Source organism: Burkholderia sp. BCC0419, assembly GCF_902830285.1.
GTDB lineage: Bacteria > Pseudomonadota > Gammaproteobacteria > Burkholderiales > Burkholderiaceae > Burkholderia.
This window is the reverse complement of sequence record NZ_CADESR010000001.1, coordinates 1,467,132-1,483,341: the sequence shown is the minus strand read 5'-3', so window position 1 is coordinate 1,483,341 and position 16,210 is coordinate 1,467,132. Positions and strand designations below refer to the sequence as shown.

The following is a 16,210-nucleotide window of genomic DNA, read 5'->3' as shown; positions in this document are numbered from 1 at the left end:
GGTCAGGTGGGTCAGGCCGTTCAGGTCGTCGAGTCGATCACCTTGAAGCGCGAGCGCTTCTGCGCGCGGATCACCGACTGGTACACGTCCACGTACTCCTGCGCCATCCGGCGCGACGTGAAGCGTTCCTCGAAGCGCTGCCGCACGCGCGCACGCGGCAGCAGGTGCAGCCGGTTTACGGCGGCCACCGCGCTGATTTCGTCCTCGACGATGAAACCCGACACGCCCTCGTCCACCACTTCGGGCACCGCGCCGCGGTTGAACGCGATCACCGGCGTGCCGCACGACATCGCCTCGATCATCACCAGCCCGAACGGCTCCGGCCAGTCGATCGGAAACAGCAGCGCATGCGCGCCCGACAGGAATTCGGCCTTCTCGTGATCGGCGATCTCGCCGATGTATTCGACGTGCGGCAGCGCGAAGAGCGGCTTGATCTCGCAGTCGAAGTATTCCTGGTCGGCCGCGTCGATCTTCGCGGCGATCCGGATCGGCAGCCCGCACTGGCGGGCAATGCGGATCGCGGTGTCGACGCGTTTTTCCGGCGAGATGCGGCCGAGGAACGCGAGATAGCGCGGCTGGACGGGCTGCGGCATGTACAGCGTATCGGGCAGCCCGTGATAGACGGTCGTCAGCCATTTCGCCTGCGGCAACGGCTGGCGCTGCGCATTGGAAATCGAGATCACCGGCGCCGTGTTGAACGTGTCGAACACCGGTTGCTGCTCGGGCAGGTCGAGCCGGCCGTGCAGCGTCGTCACGTAAGGCGTTTCCTGCCGGTTGAAGACCGAGAACGAGTAGTAGTCCATGTGGAAATGGAGCACGTCGAAATCCTTCGCGCGGCGCGCGACCGTTTCCATCAGCAGCATGTGCGGCGCGACCCGGTCGCGGATCGACGTATCGAGCCGCAGCGCGCGCGGCCACACGGGCTCGAGCTTCGCCCGCGTCGTCGAATCGCCGCTCGCGAACAGCGTCACATCGTGGCCGAGCTCGACGAGCGCCTCGGTGATGTAGGACACGACGCGCTCCGTGCCGCCGTACAGCTTCGGCGGCACGGATTCGGTCAGCGGGGCGATCTGGGCAATTCTCATGGTCCACGTCTCCTGTGTCCTGTCCGTTGCGGTACGGCCGGCGGCGGCCCGCGCTTGCGCGCGCCCGCCCCGCGTCCATGCAGCGCCGGCCGGCGTGGCGCCAGCCGGATATCTCATTATTATTCGCGATCCCGATGAGCGGAACCGCCGGTCTTTCATTTTTTGGGGGTTGTTACAGACCGGATACATTCGGCTGAGCGGACCCGACCGCCTCGCATCGGGCCCGGCCGGGCCGATCCGGCGGCGCCGGCCGCCGATCGCGGCCCCAAGCGCGCCATCGGGCCTGTCAACGCGACGGCCACTTCCAGGCCGGCAGGTCGCGCGAATCGGCGTCGACGAGCGCGGTCGCGCCGAGCTGCTTGTCGAGCACCAGCGATTCGCAGCCGGCCTCGCGCTCGAGCGTCGCGATGAGCCGCGCCGCGTGCGACACGACCAGCACCTGCGAACGCCGGGCGGCCTGCGCGATCAGGCGGCCGAGCGCCGGCAGCAAATCGGGATGCAGGCTCGTCTCCGGTTCGTTCAGCACCATCAGCGCCGGCGGCCGCGGCGTCAGCAGCGCGGCCGCGAGCAGCAGGTAGCGCAGCGTGCCGTCGGACAGCTCGGCCGCCGCCAGCGGCCGCAGCAGCCCCGGCTGGCGCATCAGCACGTCGAAGCGGCCGCGGCCGCCCGGATTGTCGATCTCGACCGACGCGCCGGGAAACGCGTCGTCGATCGCCGCGTCGAGCGCCGCCGCGTCGCCGATTTCGCGGATCGTCTGCAGCGCGGCGGCCAGGTCGGCCCCGTCGTCCGCGAGCACCGGCGTATGGGTGCCGATGTGCGACTGGCGCGCCGACGCCTGCGCATCGGTCCGGAAATGGTCGTAGAAGCGCCACGAGCGGATCCGTTCGCGCACCGCGATCATCTCGGGCGCGCCGGTCGGATCGGCGAACTCGGTCATCATGCTGTCGAAGCTCGCGACCGGCTGCGGAATCGTCTGCCAGTCGCCCGATGCGGTGCGCGCGCGGATCTGCGCGCCCTGCCGGTCGACCAGCAGCGTGGACGGGCGCAGCAACGCGCCGCCCCAGATGCATTCGCGCTTGACCACCGGATCGAGCGCGAACTGCGAGCGGCTCGGCAGCGGCAGGCCGAGATCGATCGAATAGCCGAAATCGTCGCACGCAAAGCCGAGCTTCAGGCTCACCGGGCCCTTGCGCACCGTGCCCGTCACCGGCTCCTCGCCGGCCAGCATCGCGCGCGAGAAGCGCTCGGGGCCGGCCCACAGCGTCGACGGCAAGCCGCCCTCGCGCGCAAGCGACGGGATCACGCGCCCCTGCGCGGTATCGGCGAGCAGCCGCAGCGCGCGGTACACGCTCGACTTGCCGCTGCCGTTCGGCCCCGTGACGACGTTGAGCGCCGCGAGCGGCACGATCAGCTCGCGCAGCGAGCGGTAATTGGCGATGGCGAGCGTCTTCAGCGCGGTCATGGGAATGGGGAATGGGCGACGGGGAATGGCAGGCAGGCGCCGGGCCGCGTTCAGCGGCCGTCGACGGCCTGCGGGTCGGCTGCGGTGTTGGCCGCCGTGCTGGCGGCGGGCGACCGCGCGTGCGGCCGTTCGGGATTCGGCGCGTGGGGCGCGGATTCGTGCGGATACAATTCCATCCGGCTGCGCGGCAGGCATTGCGGATAGCGGTTCTGCAGATAGGCGATCAGCCCTTCGCGCACGCGGCAGCGCAGATCCCAGCACGACGACGAATCGGCCGCGCTGACGAGCGCACGCAGTTGCATCGTGCGCTCCGTCGCGTCGGTCACCTGCAGCACCTGCACGCGGCCGTCCCATTCCGGCGCGGCGTGGACGAGCCGTGCGAGTTCCTCGCGCAGCGGCGCGAGCGGCGTGCGGTAATCGACCGACAGGTAAACGCTGCCGATGATTTCCGCGCTGCTGCGCGTCCAGTTCGTGAACGGATTCTCGATGATCCACTGCAGCGGCACGACGAGACGCCGCTGGTCCCACAGCCGCACCGACACGAACGAGCCGGTGATTTCCTCGATGCGCCCCCACTCGCCCTGGATCACGACCACGTCGTCGAGCCGGATCGGCTGCGTGAGCGCGATCTGCAACCCGGCAATCAGGTTGCCGAGCACCGGCCGCGCGGCGATACCGGCGACCAGCCCTGCCACACCGGCCGATGCCAGCAGGCTCGCGCCGATCTGTCGCACGTTCGGGAACGTCATCAGCGCGGCGCCGGCGCCGATGATCACGATCAGCACCATCACGGTCCGCACGAGCACCTTGGCCTGCGTATGGATGCGCCGCGCCTGGAGATTGTCGGCCGTATCGATCGGATGGGCCTGGATGATCGCGTCGCCGACGCCGGCCGCGAGCCGCACCAGCAGCCACGTGAGCGACACGATGGAGCCGACCGCGGCCGCGGTGCGCATGCCGCGCACGAACGACATGCCGTCGTCCGCCTGAACCCACAGGAATTCGAGCGCCAGCAGCGCCAGCACGACGAGCGACGGCTTGTCGACGTAGCGCAGGATCGCGCTCATCAGCGGATACGGCTGCGCGACGCGCTTGACGATGCGTGCGCCGAGGCGGTGCACGACCGCGACGACCAGTATGACGATGACCGACACGCCCAGCGTGCCGAGCCACGAATGCAACGGCGCATCGGCGATGCGCTGCAGTTCCTCGATTGAAATCATCGGCGCCCTCGAGTGATGAAGCGCACAGGCTTCGTCCTGGATGCGTCGGCGACGTCCGGGCCACGCACGCACCCGGACACGGCGTCAGATCAGTTGCCGCTCCTGCAGGGAAACGCCTTGCCGAGGCCGAGCGACACCGCGGTGCTCGCGTTGTAGTCGGCCAGCTTCGGATTTTCCGCGATGTACTTGCGCACCGCGTCCGTCATCTGTTGCGCCCGGATGTCGGGCGGCAGGCAGAAGTACTGACCGACGCGCGGCCCCGTGGTGCCGCCGATCGCATCGATCGTGTTGTAGACGCCATCGGCGGCGCCTTCGATATAGGCCGCGCACGACGCCCGCGACTTGACGTCCGTCTTCGCGCACAGCCGGTCGAGATCCGCGCCCGTGAAAGCCGCCGCCGACAACGGCACGGCAAACGCCGCGGCACAAAACATTGCGCGCAACATGGTGTTCCTTATGTCAATGCGGCCGGAGACCGCCTGCTGCGTTGGCCGGTGCGGCGCCGGATGCCCCACGCCGGCCGGAAGCCGGCCGGACGGACAGGCGCCGCCGCACCAAAAGCCGTTATTTTGCACTCTTTTGAGCATCTGCCGGCGTCGCCGCACCGATACGCGTCGTCCGCTTGCTCAGGATCCCGATCGCGTCCGGCGCGTTGTAGTGCTTCGCGAACTCGAGCGCGGTGATGCCGAGCTGGTTCTTCACTTGCGGATCGGCGCCCTGGTCGAGCAGCAGCGTGACCGTCGACGCATGGTTGCCGCGCGCGGCCATCATCAGCGGCGTCGTGCCGTTCGGCGATGCGGTGTCGATGTACGCGTCGTGGTCGAGCAGCACCTTGACGACCGCGTCCTGACCGTTGGTCGCCGCGTAGTGCAGCGGCGCCCAGCCCTTCTTGCTGACTTCCGCGCCCTTGTCGATCAGCAGCTTGACGAGGTCGAGGTCGCCGTTCAGCGAGGCGAGCATCAGCGCGTTTTCGCCGGCCTTGTCTTCCTTCTCGAGATCGACGTTCGGCGTCGTGGCGATCGCCGCCGCGACCTTGTCGGACTTCTCGCGTGCGGCGATCACGAGGATCGGGTCGCCGTTCGGCGCGAGCGTGTTCGGATCGAGCTTGCCGCTCTTGAGCTGCTTGCCGATATCGGCGATGTCGTCGAACTTGACGGCCTTGACGATCGCGTCGAGCGACTCGGCCTGCGCGCCGGCGGCGGCGAACAGCCCGCTCGCGACGAATGCGGCCGCAACGAGTGCGCGTTTGGGCAGATGATTGGTCGGCTTCGTCATTGTTGTGGGCTCCTTCCCTGGGTTGTCGGCTGCGCGCACGTCGTTAGCGGGCGATCTTGAACAGCCGGAAAAAATTCTGCGTCGTCGCATCGGCGAGCGCCTCGACGGCGATCCCGCGCTCGGATGCGATAAAGCGTCCGACATGGCTGACGTACGCAGGTTCATTCGGCTTGCCGCGATACGGCACCGGCGCGAGGTACGGCGAGTCGGTTTCGATCAGCAGCCGGTCGAGCGGCACGCGCCGCGCGACGTCCTGCACGTCGGTCGCGTTCTTGAACGTGACGATGCCCGACAGCGAGATATGGAAGTTCTGCGCGAGCGCCTGCTCGGCGACGGCCCACGGCTCGGTGAAGCAGTGCATCACGCCGCCCGGCACGTCCGCGCGCTCCTCGGCCATGATCCGCAGCGTGTCCTCCGACGACGAACGCGTGTGGATGATCAGCGGCTTCATCGTCGCGGTCGCCGCGCGGATGTGCGTGCGAAAGCGTTCGCGCTGCCATTCCATGTCGGCGATCGAGCGGCCTTCGAGACGGTAGTAGTCGAGGCCGGTTTCGCCGATCGCGACGACCTTCGGGTGCGCGGCCAGCTCGACGAGCTCCGCGAGCGTCGGCTCGTGCATGTCCTCGTGATCGGGATGCACGCCGACCGATGCGTACACGTTGTCGTGCGCTTCGGCGATCGCGAGCACGTCGGGCAGCGTCTCGAAATCGACCGACACGCACAGCGCGTGCGTGACGTCGTGCTCGCGCATGTTCTCGAGAACGGCCGGCAGGCGGTCGGCCAGGCCCTTGAAATTGATGTGGCAGTGAGAGTCGACGAACATCGTGTTTCCTGAATACGTGAGACGGACGCTCATGCGCCCGCCGGCATGCGGCACCGGGCAGCGTGGGCGGGCCGGCCAGCCCCGGTCGCGCCCCCGCGTGATCCGTTCATCGTTTCGTAACCCATCGGAAACAATGCCGGATCAAGCAAACATTTCCCGATATCCGAGAAACAATTCCTCGAATACGAGCCGCGCGTTGAGCGGATGGTTCTCGACCGTCCGCTGCCGCGTCACGGCTTTCATGAAGCGCGCGAATGCGTTCGCGTCGACCGCTTCCGCGCAGCGCGCAAGGGCCGCCGCGTGCATCGGGAAGTAGCGCGGCGCACCGGCCATCCGCTGTGCGAGCAGATCGTACAGCCAGCGCTGCAGCCAGCCGAGCACCAGCGGCACCGGCAGCTTCTGCAGCGTCTCGCCGCATGCGAACGGATCGCAAGCCCCACCGGCGGCCAGTTGCCCGAGCGTGTAGTCGCGCAGCGGGCGGTTCTCGTCGCTCGCGAGCGCCAGCGCGGCGAGCGGCGCGCCGCCGGCTTCGGCGAGCAGCGCGCTTGCGTGGTCGACGCCCTGCGCCGCGAGCCACGCGGCGGCCGCCTCCGGCGCCGGCACGGTCATCGGCCACTGGCGGCAGCGGCTGATGATCGTCGGCAACAGGCGGTCGATGCGCGCCGACACGAGCAGGAACACGACGCCGGCCGGCGGCTCCTCCAGCGTTTTCAGCAGCGCGTTCGACGCGGCGACATTGAGCGCCTCGGCCGGATACAGCACGACGACGCGCGCGCCGCCGCGGTGCGAACCCACCCCGCAGAAGTCGAGCAGCGCGCGCACCTGCTCGATCTTGATTTCCTTGCTCGGCACCCGCGTCTTCTTGCCGCCTTCGTCCGCGTCGGCCGGCTTCGCGTCGTCCGCCGCGCCCGGCGCCTCGCCCGCCAGCACCTCGGGCAGCACGATCCGGTAGTCCGGATGGTTGCCCTGCGAGAACCAGTTGCAGGCCGCGCAGGCGCCGCACGGCTCGCCGTTCGGCTGCGGCGATTCGCACAGGAAGCCCTGCGCGAGATGCTGCGCGAACTGCAGCTTGCCGATCCCGGCCTGACCGTGCAGCAGCAGCGCATGCGGCCATTGCGTGCGCAGTTGCTGCAGGCGGTTCCAGTCGTCGGTTTGCCACGGATAGATCATGGGGTGCGTTCCTTGCGGGTTACAGCGCGGCGAGCACGCGCTCGAGCTGCTGGCGGATCTCCGGAATCGAGCGCGTCGCGTCGACGATCGCGAAGCGATGCGGCGCCTCTTCCGCGCGCCGCAGGTATTCGGCGCGCGTGCGGGTGAAGAACGCGTCGGACTCGCTTTCGAACTTGTCGGGCATGCGCGCGGCGCCGCGGCGCTCGCTCGCGACCTGCGGCGCGACGTCGAACAGCACCGTGAGGTCGGGCTGGAAACCGCCCTGCACCCAGCGCTCGAGCGTCTCGAGCTTGTCGCGCGGCAGCCCGCGGCCGCCGCCCTGGTACGCGAACGTCGCGTCGGTGAAGCGATCCGACACGACCCAGTCGCCGCGCGCGAGCGCCGGCTCGATCACGAGCGCGAGGTGCTCGCGCCGCGCGGCGAACATCAGCAGCGCTTCCGTCTCGAGATCCATCGGCTGGTTCAGCAGGATCTCGCGCAGTTTCTCGCCGAGCTGCGTGCCGCCCGGCTCGCGGGTGACGACGACCTGCCGGCCGGCCGCGGCCAGCCGGCCCTGGAGGCGTTCGCAGAACCATGACAGGTGGGTGGTCTTCCCCGCCCCGTCGATGCCTTCGAACGTGATGAATTTACCGCTCGCCATTATTGACCTCGTATGTACTTGTCCACGGCCTTGTTGTGGTCGCCGAGCGTGTCCGAGAACACGCTCGTGCCGTCGCCCTTCGCGACGAAATAGAGCGCGCTCGTCGGGGCCGGATTGATCGCCGCCTGCAGCGCAGCGACACCCGGCAACGCGATCGGCGTGGGCGGCAGCCCGCGTCGGGTGTAGGTATTGTAAGGAGTGTCGGCCTGCAGGTCGCGCTTGCGCAGACGGCCGTCGTACGCGTCGCCGAGCCCGTAGATCACCGACGGATCGGTCTGCAGCGGCATGCCGATGCGCAACCGGTTCGCGAACACGGCCGCGACGAACGCGCGGTCGGCCGCGTGGCCGGTTTCCTTCTCGACGATCGACGCGATCGTCAGCATTTCGTAAGGCGTCTTGTACGGCAGCCCCGGCGTGCGCGCGGCCCATGCCTCGTCGATGCGCGTCTGCATCAGGCGGTAGGCGCGCCGGTAGATGTTCAGGTCGCTCGTGCCCTTGTCGAACAGGTAGGTATCGGGGAAGAACAGCCCCTCGCCGCTGCCGCGCTGCACGGCACTGTCCGACGCACCGATCACGCGCAGCAGCTCGGCGTCGCTCATGCCGGCCGTCGCGTGCGCCAGATCCGGGTTCGCGTCGAGTTCCGCGCGCATCCGCTTGAAGGTCCAGCCCTCGATGACCGTCGCGACGTACTCGTTCACGTCGCCGCGCGCGATCTTCTGCAGCACGTCGTAAGGCGTGATGCCGGTCTTGAATTCGTAGTTGCCCGATTTGAGCCGGCTCGACAGCCCGAGCACGCGCGTCATCGCGACGAACGCGAGCGGCTCGACCGGCACGCCGCCGCGCTTGAGCTGCAACGCGACGCTCTTCACGCTGCTGCGCGGCTTGATCGTGACGTCGAGCGATGCCGAGCCCAGCAACAGCGGCCGGGTCGCCCAGTAATACCCGCCGCCCGCGCCGGCAGCGGCCACAACGACGGCCAGCGCCACGATCGTCGCGGCGCATTTCTTCAGTAGGGACATGGAAACGTGACTCAGGTAAGACCCATATAATACTTGCTCGCCTCCGTCAAAGTCAGGGTTGACTGTTCCCTCATTCCATGAGCACACCGTTCGCTTCACCGGCTGCCCAGGCCTCATCTGCCTCGCTCCCCGTTTTCCCCCGCCCGTCCGCCGCCGATTTCGAAGCGCCGGGCGCCTGCATGCCGCTGCCGCAGTTCGGCGTGATCGACGTGGCCGGCGACGACGCCGCGACGTTCCTGCACAGCCAGCTCACCAACGACATCGAGCATCTCGATGCCGGCAGCGCGCGGCTGTCCGGGTACTGCTCGGCGAAGGGCCGCCTGCTCGCGTCGTTCCTCACGTGGCGCGCCGGCCACGGCGTGCGCCTGCTCGTGTCGAAGGACGTGCAGCCGGCCGTGCAGAAGCGGCTGTCGATGTTCGTGCTGCGCGCGAAGGCGAAGCTGACGGACGCGAGCGACACGCTCGCGGTGGCCGGCTTCGTCGGCGACGTGCGCGAGGCGCTGTCGGGCATCTTCGATGCGCTGCCCGACGGCGTGCACGTGAAGGTCGACGGCCCGGCCGGTGCGCTGATCCGCGTGCCCGATGCGGCCGGCCGCAAGCGCTATCTGTGGATCGGCCCGCGCGCCGAAGTCGATGCGCGCCTCGCCGCGCTGGCCGGCACGCTGCCGGTCGTGTCGCCCGCCGTGTGGGACTGGCTCGACGTTCGCGCGGGCGAGCCGCGCATCACGCAGCCGGCCGTCGAACAGTTCGTGCCGCAGATGGTCAACTTCGACGTGATCGGTGCCGTTAACTTCAGGAAAGGGTGCTACCCGGGCCAGGAAGTGGTGGCGCGCAGCCAGTACCGCGGCACGATCAAGCGCCGCACCGCGCTCGCGCACGTCGCCGGCGAGACCGATACCGTGCATGCCGGCGTCGAGCTGTTCCACAGCGACGACCCGGGCCAGCCGTGCGGGATGATCGTCAACGCGGCGGCCGCGCCGGCGGGCGGCGTCGACGCGCTCGTCGAGATCAAGCTCGCCGCGCTCGACGGCGGCACGGTGCACGTCGGTTCGGCCGACGGCCCGGCGCTCGCATTCGACGCGCTGCCGTACGCGTGGCCGACCGAAGCGTGATGCACTGACAACCCGTTCGGGCGCCGGCTCGCGAGTCGCAGCCGGCGCCCGATGTTTCCTGCGAGAGATTCGCCCGATGTGTCTGATTGCCTTCGACTGGCAGCCCGATGCCGCCGCCGGTCCCGTCTTTACCCTCGCCGCCAATCGCGACGAGTTCTTTCGCCGGACCAGCGCGCCGCTCTCGTGGTGGGAGGACGTGCCGGGCGTACTGGCCGGCCGCGATCTCGAAGCGGGCGGCACGTGGCTCGGCGTATCGCGCGACGGCCGCTTCGCCGCGCTGACCAACTACCGCGCGCCATTCGACATCCGCGCGGGCGCGCCGACCCGCGGCAAGCTGGTATCCGACTTTCTCGGCGGCACGTCCGTCGCGCCGCTCGACTACCTCACGCAGCTTGCCGAGCATGCGGCCGTGTACAACGGCTTCAACCTGCTCGTCGGCGACTGGCACCGGCGCGAACTCGCGTGGTTCTGCAACCGCGCGCCCGAGGGCGAAAGCCGTGTCGCCGCGCCCGTCGCGATCGCGCCGGGCGTGCATGCGCTGTCGAATGCGCGGCTCGACACGCCCTGGCCGAAAGTGGTGCGCAAGCGCGCGGAGCTGGGCACGCTGCTCACCGACAATCCGACCCCGTCGCTCGACGAACTGATCGCGCTGATGCGCGACCCGCACGTCGCGGACGACGACGCACTGCCGCACACGGGCATTCCGATCGAGCGCGAGCGTGCGCTGTCGGCCGCGTTCATCGAAACGCCCGAATACGGCACGCGCGGCACCACCGCGCTGCGCGTCACGATGAAGGAAGGCGTGCGGCTGACGGTCGAGGTCAAGGAGCGCAGCGACGACGACGGCTCGCACCGGACCGTCCGTCCGGGCGCGTTCGAGCGCGCGTTCACGTTCGATATCGACGCAGCGCGGCCGCGCTGAACGCACGCGTTGCGCGCTACGGCGCGCGCGCCATCTCGACGTGCGGCACGCCGGCTTCGACGAACGGTTCGCCGACCGCCGCGAAGCCGTGCCGCAGATAGAACGACACCGCCGAATCCTGCGCGTACAGCCGCACGACGGCTTCGCCGCGGCGCCGCGCGGCGTCCAGCAGCGCATTCAGCACGGCCGACCCGACACCCTGCCCGCGCATGTCGGCCAGCACCGCGACGCGGCCGATCGTGCCGGACGGCAGCAGCCGGCCCGTCGCGACCGCGCGGCGCAGCCCGGTCGCTGCGTCGATCCGGTACGCGACCGCATGCAGCGACAGCGGATCGTCGTCGTCGAGTTCCCATTCCGGCGGAATCTGCTGCTCGCGCACGAACACCGCGTCGCGGATCCGCGCAGCGTCGCCGCCCAGTACCGTCCAGTCGCCCGTTTCCACCCCGCCCGCGCCATTCGTCATCGCAGCTCTCCTGCGGCATGCGCGCCGTCGGGCGCTCGCCGTCAAACCTCGTCGAATGCAGCCTTCAGCGCCGCGACCGCATCGGCATGCGCGGCCCGCACCTCCGGCACGTAGCCGCCCATCTTGAAGAATTCGTGGATCATCCCCGGATAACGGACCAGCGTGACCGCGTTGCCGGCCGCGCGCAACTTGTCCGCGTACGCGGCGCCCTCGTCGCTCAGCGGATCGAATTCGGCCGTCGCGATCCATGCCGGCGCGACACCCGCGAACGACGGCGCATCGCGCGTGCCGTCGAGCGGCGCGAAACGCCAGTCGTCGCGATCTGCCCGATCGCGCACGTATTGCGTGAAGAACCACTGGATCGTGTCCTGCGTCAGCAGGTAGCCGTTGGCGTGCCGCGCGTGCGATTCGGTGTCCTGGTAACCCGTCACGCCCGGGTAGATCAGCAGTTGCAGCGCAACGCGAATGCCGGCGTCGCGCGCGAGCACCGCGCAGACCGTCGCGAGCGTCCCGCCCGCACTGTCGCCGCCGACCGCCAGCCGCGCGGCGTCGATGCCGAACGCGGCGGCCTCGCGATGCAGCCACTGCAACGCGTCGTCCGCGTCGTTCACCGCGGTCGGAAACCTGTGTTCGGGCGCGAGCCGGTAACCGACCGACAGCACCGCGCATTGCGCATCGTGCGCGAACATCCGGCACAGCGCATCGTGCGTGTCGACGCTGCCGACCGTGAAGCCGCCGCCGTGGTAGTACACGAGCGCGGGCAGCGGCTCCGCCAGGCTCGGCGCGACCGGCAGATACAGTCGCGCACCGATCGTGCGGCCGTCGCGCGTCGGCACGACGCACTCCTCCACCGAATGCATCGGCGCCGGCGCGACGTCGAGGATCGGCGCGCTTTTCTCGTACGCGGCGCGCGCCTGCTGCGGCGTCTGGTGGTGATACGACGGACGTTTCGCGCGCTCGATCATGTCGAGCACCTGGGCGATCTTCGGATTCAGCGGCATCGGTGTGGACGGCGCCGGCGCGGCGCCGTGAACGGACAAGCGTGACATGATGCCACGCGGGGGTCGGACAGGCGCGGCGCGCAGTGTGCCGGCATCCCGTCCTCCAAAAACAAACGGCCCTGCCTCATCGAAGAGACAGGGCCGTGCGTGCAGGCGCTTACGCGTCGCTCGGGCCGGGCTGGGCGTCCGGTGCCGTGCGCGAGCGTTGCCGCTTGATGTCGCGGCCGACCGCGAGCCGCCGCATGTACTTGAACGTACCGAGCGCCTTCGCGACGAAATTGCCGTCGCTGTCGCGCACTTCGCCTTCACAGTAGGCCATCGTCGTCGAGCGGTGCATCACGCGCCCGTAAGCGCGCAACTCGCCGCGGCCCGGCTGCATGAAGTTCACCTTCATCTCGACCGTGACGACGCCGACGCCGTCGTCGGTCAGGCTGCGCGCCGCCATCGCGAGCGCGATATCGGCGAGCGTCATCGTGACGCCGCCGTGCGCGATGCTCCACGTGTTCATGTGGCGCTCCTCGAGCGGCAGCACGATCTCGCTCGCGCCATCCTTCGCGGACACGAGCTGCACGCCGAGCAGATCGACGAACGGGCTTTCGATCGACGGGCCTTCCGTCGGAGTTGCCGCGTCGCTCATCGTGCGTTGTCGACGATGTAGTCGACGCATTCGCGCGATTCGGCCACCGCGACGACGAACTTCTTCACTTCCTGGTGAACCGGATGCACCTGGTACGCGTCGAGCGCGGCCTTGTCGGCGAAATCGGAGACGAGCACGATGTCGGCGGTCGCGTCGAGGCCCGGCGTCGCCACGCCGACGTCGATCTGCAGGGTGCCCGGCACGAGATCACGGCAGCCTTCGAGCTTCTCCTTCAGCTTCAGCGCGTTCTGCGCACGTGTCGCGCCTTCCGCCGATTCCTTCAACTTCCACATGACTATATGTCTGATCACTTCGTTCGCTCCTGTTCGTGTTGGTTCGGCGCTTCGCCTGCAACCGTTGCCAGTCGGGCGCTTTCCGCCCTTCCACCGTTCGCTCGCATTCGCTCGAAATCGCGCTCGGCCGAGAAAAAACGGGTATCGCCTACCATCTTCAAGGGCGGCGCCCGCGTCTCGTCGTGCCACTTGCCGACGTCAAGATCCGACGAGTAAACACAGGCGACAAGCCTACCAAACTTACCGGCGCCAATGGATCGTATCTTGGGGTTCGTCCATCAGGCGCCAAGCTCTGGCGCTACCGATACAGGATTGCCGGGAAGGAGAATTTATTCGCGATCGACGAATATCCGCCGTTGATCTCCAGGACGGCGGGCCGATGCAGATCCCGCATCCGTCTCGCGCCATTCGGAACCGGCCGACAACCTGAAAACGACGATATTACCGCGCAACGGTAGACGCCCCCTCCGTCAAGCGAGGGGGTGACCGTCGACGGCGATCACGCCAAGGAGCACGTCGATTGCCGCGCGCCCGGCGGCTTCAGCGATGAGATACGCCCACCGGCGGGTATAGGGGCCGTTGTGCAGCGAAATCTTGCCTCCGCGCTCACCCACGATACGAAGATTGTCGGCGCCCTTGATCTGAAACGTGACGTCGTAGAGATCCACTGCGGCCTGACTGAGTTCGACATGGATCTCGAATCCACGGTACACGATCATCCGATACATGAGACGCTCCGTTGAGAGTCAGAGGGCAGCCGGTAACCAGCGCGGGGTTCGCTTCAGCCACTGCGAACCCGTGCGCAGCCCGCATCGCGGCCCGCGAGCAATACGCAAGCACATCGACGTTGATACGCACGGCCGGGACCGGTCTGGAAGAAGCCCTGCGCCGGGCTCGTCACTTCACGCCGAGGTGCGGTCCGCCGCTTTCCACCGCGGATCGATTCTTCCGAAAAAAAACGATGGTGAAACAGGCCGGCAGCAGCAGCGCCGGACAATTGCCCGCGTACGCCCGCAACGCTTTCACATGTCGACGACTGAAGCTCCGCTCACCTTTCCGTCGACGATGTCCTTTCCCTGCTGCCGGGCAGCACGCCTCGCCACGCCAAAATCGGAGAATGTATGGGGCTGGTTCAGCCGAAAAACGCGGCTTGCCGGAGCGCTTGCCATCGAGGCCGGACGACAGATTCGCACCGCGATGTCATACCCTTCGGCGTAACGGGAATGTCTGTCGAAGCGAATGAACGTGCGGGAGAAGACAAGAGGATGAAGTTCGTACCCCTTGTAGAGAAGAAACGGGTATGCCGGCATGTTGGTCACTCCACAGGGGGAAGCCCACTATACAGGGGAACAGGCAACGCAGGGCGACGCGGATTTCTCCGCCCTGCATTGCCGAAGGCGCTCTCGCGCGTATCGCGATCACCCGGTCTGCAAGCGGATCGCTGCCCGCACGTGACGACGGATATCGGCCGGCGAATCCGGCACCCGCACCGCCCGGACCGGCGGTGGCTCGTTCCCCTGCGCTCGCCCCCCGAACGGCTCGCCCTGTTTGTTCGTAGTCTTTAGAAATAGGCGATCACGAACGACGACATCGGATACGAGTACGTCGCGTCGCAGCCGAAATAAAACCGTTGCGTCATCGGCGATGCGCGTATGATGGTTTCATCCGAGCCCCATGTGCAGATTGACGGCTCACCCCTCTCCCCAGTTTTTGTGCCGCCCCTGTTTGCGCACAATCTTCCCGCCTCCTACCACACCCGTCGTGCGGCAGTGCCCCTGCTCGCAATCGGCTTCTGCGCCGTGAACTCGAGTGTTCTCGCGGGGCAGCGCGTCAAGAGGCAAAACGTAATCAAAAGGCGGCAAACATGAGCGGGTACTGCGATGCGGAACGCGAATTGGTCCATATCAGGCGAGCGATCGGACTGCTTGAGCAGGCCCGACATGCCTTCATCAACAGATCGTCTGTCAGCGATCCGGCGTATTGGCGAGTCAGGCTCAACAAACTTCGCACGCAATCCGAGCGAAACAGGATCCTCGAACTCCAGGTGGACGAGCTTTTGGGGCGTCTCGGACGAATCCAGGATTCGCGCCGCCGCAAATAGGCACCTTGTTTCGCACCCTTTTCCTGTGCACGCGTAATCCGGGAGGCCGTTCGAGCGAGTCGGATTCAAACTTCGGAGCAACATCATGATCGACGCCAATCCACGCAACACGTTTCGGCACCTTCCACTCTCGCCAGAGCAAGACGCTGAAATCCGGCATTACATCAAGAAGAAGGAACAAAGGGGGGAACCATGGGACACCCCGGAACTGGCAATGATGCTGGGAGACATGCTGTCCCCGCCGCCCAGCGACGACGAGGCGCCCGATCCTGACGTCGAGGAAACGAAGCTCGCGTGCGAGTATGCGTTGGCATCGATCGACGAAGCCATGGAATCCGATTCCGCAAGCGAAGAACGCCTCGCGGTCGTGGAAGCCGAGGAAATGAAGCACCCCAGGCGATAGGGCGTTGCCCGCGCCCGCGTGTCATGCCCGCGACTTGACGATGACGGGTGGCCGCCGTCGCGGATACCTTCGAGAACAGGTCGGATAGCGCCCCTCTCGCACTGGGACGAGCATGCGGGCAACAGCAGCAAGCCGCCGAGGTGATGGGTTCGATGATCGGCTCGAATGGGTCGACAGCGATTCTCGACGACGACCACGTCTGGAGGAGAAAGTGCGCTTCAATTCGACACGATTCCGGATCGATCCGACACCACGCAGGGCCGATCGGCAGTACGTCGCACACGTGAGGATTACCACGACACTCGTTGACGGAGCGGAGCGAGAAGTCCACACCAGCGGCAATTTGGCGGCCTTCGAGCGTCGTGACGATGCAGTTGCGTACGCAACGAAATGGGCGGAGGGATGGCTGACGTCACAGTTTGGTTGACCGCCGTCTCGATACTCCGTCCCTCACTACGTTGTTGTGCAGGACGGCTGGCGGCCGGACAGAGGGATCGAGACCGCACATCAGGTGCGGTTGCCAGCAGATCCCTGAAGCGTGCGGCACAGCAATGCTTCGATCGACGGCAAGTCGCCGACAG

At 67.6% G+C, this 16,210-nt stretch carries 20 protein-coding genes; 5 read left to right on the top strand and 15 right to left on the bottom strand.

The window, feature by feature from the left end; genetic code table 11:
- Nucleotides 1-20: 20 nt before the first annotated feature.
- The 9 genes from HWW87_RS06610 to mltG all read right to left on the bottom strand — a co-directional run bounded on the left by HWW87_RS06610 (nucleotide 21) and on the right by mltG (nucleotide 8,697).
- Nucleotides 21-1,085: a glycosyltransferase family 4 protein gene (locus tag HWW87_RS06610; RefSeq protein ID WP_175819672.1), complete on the bottom strand. Its 1,065-nt coding sequence runs from the start codon at nucleotides 1,083-1,085 to the stop codon at nucleotides 21-23.
- Nucleotides 1,086-1,371: 286 nt separating this feature from the next.
- The gene (locus HWW87_RS06605; protein ID WP_175819671.1) at nucleotides 1,372-2,547 is read right to left on the bottom strand and encodes an AAA family ATPase; all 1,176 of its coding nucleotides are present in this window, start codon (nucleotides 2,545-2,547) and stop codon (nucleotides 1,372-1,374) included.
- Between the two features lie 50 nt (nucleotides 2,548-2,597).
- Complete coding sequence (locus HWW87_RS06600) at nucleotides 2,598-3,770, bottom strand: mechanosensitive ion channel domain-containing protein (protein ID WP_175819670.1); 1,173 nt, start codon at nucleotides 3,768-3,770, stop codon at nucleotides 2,598-2,600.
- 89 nt (nucleotides 3,771-3,859) lie between these two features.
- Complete coding sequence (locus HWW87_RS06595; protein WP_006485939.1) at nucleotides 3,860-4,216, bottom strand: Rap1a/Tai family immunity protein; 357 nt, start codon at nucleotides 4,214-4,216, stop codon at nucleotides 3,860-3,862.
- A gap of 118 nt (nucleotides 4,217-4,334) precedes the next feature.
- Nucleotides 4,335-5,045 carry an ankyrin repeat domain-containing protein gene (locus HWW87_RS06590; protein WP_175819669.1) on the bottom strand — a complete coding sequence of 237 codons (711 nt, stop codon included), beginning with the start codon at nucleotides 5,043-5,045 and terminating at the stop codon, nucleotides 4,335-4,337.
- Between the two features lie 43 nt (nucleotides 5,046-5,088).
- Entirely contained in the window at nucleotides 5,089-5,868 is a 780-nt protein-coding gene (locus HWW87_RS06585; protein ID WP_175819668.1) for a TatD family hydrolase, read from the bottom strand.
- A 141-nt stretch (nucleotides 5,869-6,009) separates the two neighbouring features.
- Nucleotides 6,010-7,038, bottom strand: coding sequence for a DNA polymerase III subunit delta' (locus HWW87_RS06580; RefSeq protein ID WP_175819667.1), 1,029 nt, complete (start codon nucleotides 7,036-7,038; stop codon nucleotides 6,010-6,012).
- 19 nt (nucleotides 7,039-7,057) lie between these two features.
- Nucleotides 7,058-7,678, bottom strand: a complete 621-nt coding sequence (gene tmk, locus HWW87_RS06575; RefSeq protein WP_027784654.1) for a dTMP kinase — start codon at nucleotides 7,676-7,678, stop codon at nucleotides 7,058-7,060.
- Nucleotides 7,678-8,697, bottom strand: a complete 1,020-nt coding sequence (gene mltG, locus HWW87_RS06570; protein ID WP_175819666.1) for an endolytic transglycosylase MltG — start codon at nucleotides 8,695-8,697, stop codon at nucleotides 7,678-7,680. The genes tmk and mltG overlap by 1 nt, the downstream gene beginning before the upstream one ends.
- 77 nt (nucleotides 8,698-8,774) lie before the next feature.
- On the opposite strand from mltG, the gene HWW87_RS06565 reads away from it, so the two are divergent.
- Together HWW87_RS06565 and HWW87_RS06560 are read left to right on the top strand one after the other, a co-directional pair.
- Nucleotides 8,775-9,809 (top strand): folate-binding protein YgfZ, encoded by a 1,035-nt coding sequence (locus HWW87_RS06565; protein WP_175819665.1) that lies wholly within the window; start codon nucleotides 8,775-8,777, stop codon nucleotides 9,807-9,809.
- Between the two features lie 76 nt (nucleotides 9,810-9,885).
- Nucleotides 9,886-10,731, top strand: coding sequence for an NRDE family protein (locus HWW87_RS06560; RefSeq protein WP_175819664.1), 846 nt, complete (start codon nucleotides 9,886-9,888; stop codon nucleotides 10,729-10,731).
- 16 nt (nucleotides 10,732-10,747) lie between these two features.
- Here the strand turns inward: HWW87_RS06560 and HWW87_RS06555 are convergent, their stop codons facing one another.
- The 4 genes from HWW87_RS06555 to HWW87_RS06540 form a co-directional block, all read right to left on the bottom strand.
- Nucleotides 10,748-11,194, bottom strand: coding sequence for a GNAT family N-acetyltransferase (locus HWW87_RS06555; RefSeq protein ID WP_174431641.1), 447 nt, complete (start codon nucleotides 11,192-11,194; stop codon nucleotides 10,748-10,750).
- A gap of 41 nt (nucleotides 11,195-11,235) precedes the next feature.
- Complete coding sequence (locus HWW87_RS06550; protein ID WP_175820684.1) at nucleotides 11,236-12,195, bottom strand: alpha/beta hydrolase; 960 nt, start codon at nucleotides 12,193-12,195, stop codon at nucleotides 11,236-11,238.
- 157 nt (nucleotides 12,196-12,352) lie between these two features.
- On the bottom strand, nucleotides 12,353-12,832 hold the full coding sequence (locus tag HWW87_RS06545; protein ID WP_006483907.1) for a PaaI family thioesterase: 480 nt from the start codon (nucleotides 12,830-12,832) through the stop codon (nucleotides 12,353-12,355).
- A complete protein-coding gene (locus tag HWW87_RS06540; protein ID WP_006483902.1) occupies nucleotides 12,829-13,143 on the bottom strand; it encodes a Dabb family protein in 315 nt (104 codons plus the stop codon). The genes HWW87_RS06545 and HWW87_RS06540 overlap by 4 nt, the downstream gene beginning before the upstream one ends.
- Nucleotides 13,144-13,160: 17 nt before the next feature.
- Here HWW87_RS06540 and HWW87_RS37530 point away from each other — a divergent pair, with 17 nt between their 5' ends.
- The gene (locus HWW87_RS37530) at nucleotides 13,161-13,583 is read left to right on the top strand and encodes an Arm DNA-binding domain-containing protein (protein WP_347879277.1); all 423 of its coding nucleotides are present in this window, start codon (nucleotides 13,161-13,163) and stop codon (nucleotides 13,581-13,583) included.
- A gap of 12 nt (nucleotides 13,584-13,595) precedes the next feature.
- On the opposite strand, the gene HWW87_RS06535 is transcribed toward HWW87_RS37530, so the two are convergent.
- Both HWW87_RS06535 and HWW87_RS06530 read right to left on the bottom strand, forming a co-directional pair.
- Nucleotides 13,596-13,853 carry a hypothetical protein gene (locus HWW87_RS06535; RefSeq protein ID WP_174388147.1) on the bottom strand — a complete coding sequence of 86 codons (258 nt, stop codon included), beginning with the start codon at nucleotides 13,851-13,853 and terminating at the stop codon, nucleotides 13,596-13,598.
- 294 nt (nucleotides 13,854-14,147) lie between these two features.
- A complete protein-coding gene (locus HWW87_RS06530; protein WP_174388148.1) occupies nucleotides 14,148-14,435 on the bottom strand; it encodes a hypothetical protein in 288 nt (95 codons plus the stop codon).
- 876 nt (nucleotides 14,436-15,311) lie between these two features.
- Here HWW87_RS06530 and HWW87_RS06525 point away from each other — a divergent pair.
- On the top strand, nucleotides 15,312-15,629 hold the full coding sequence (locus HWW87_RS06525; protein WP_175819663.1) for a hypothetical protein: 318 nt from the start codon (nucleotides 15,312-15,314) through the stop codon (nucleotides 15,627-15,629).
- A 211-nt stretch (nucleotides 15,630-15,840) separates the two neighbouring features.
- A complete protein-coding gene (locus HWW87_RS37085) occupies nucleotides 15,841-16,056 on the top strand; it encodes a hypothetical protein (protein ID WP_244107196.1) in 216 nt (71 codons plus the stop codon).
- Nucleotides 16,057-16,210: the final 154 nt, after the last annotated feature.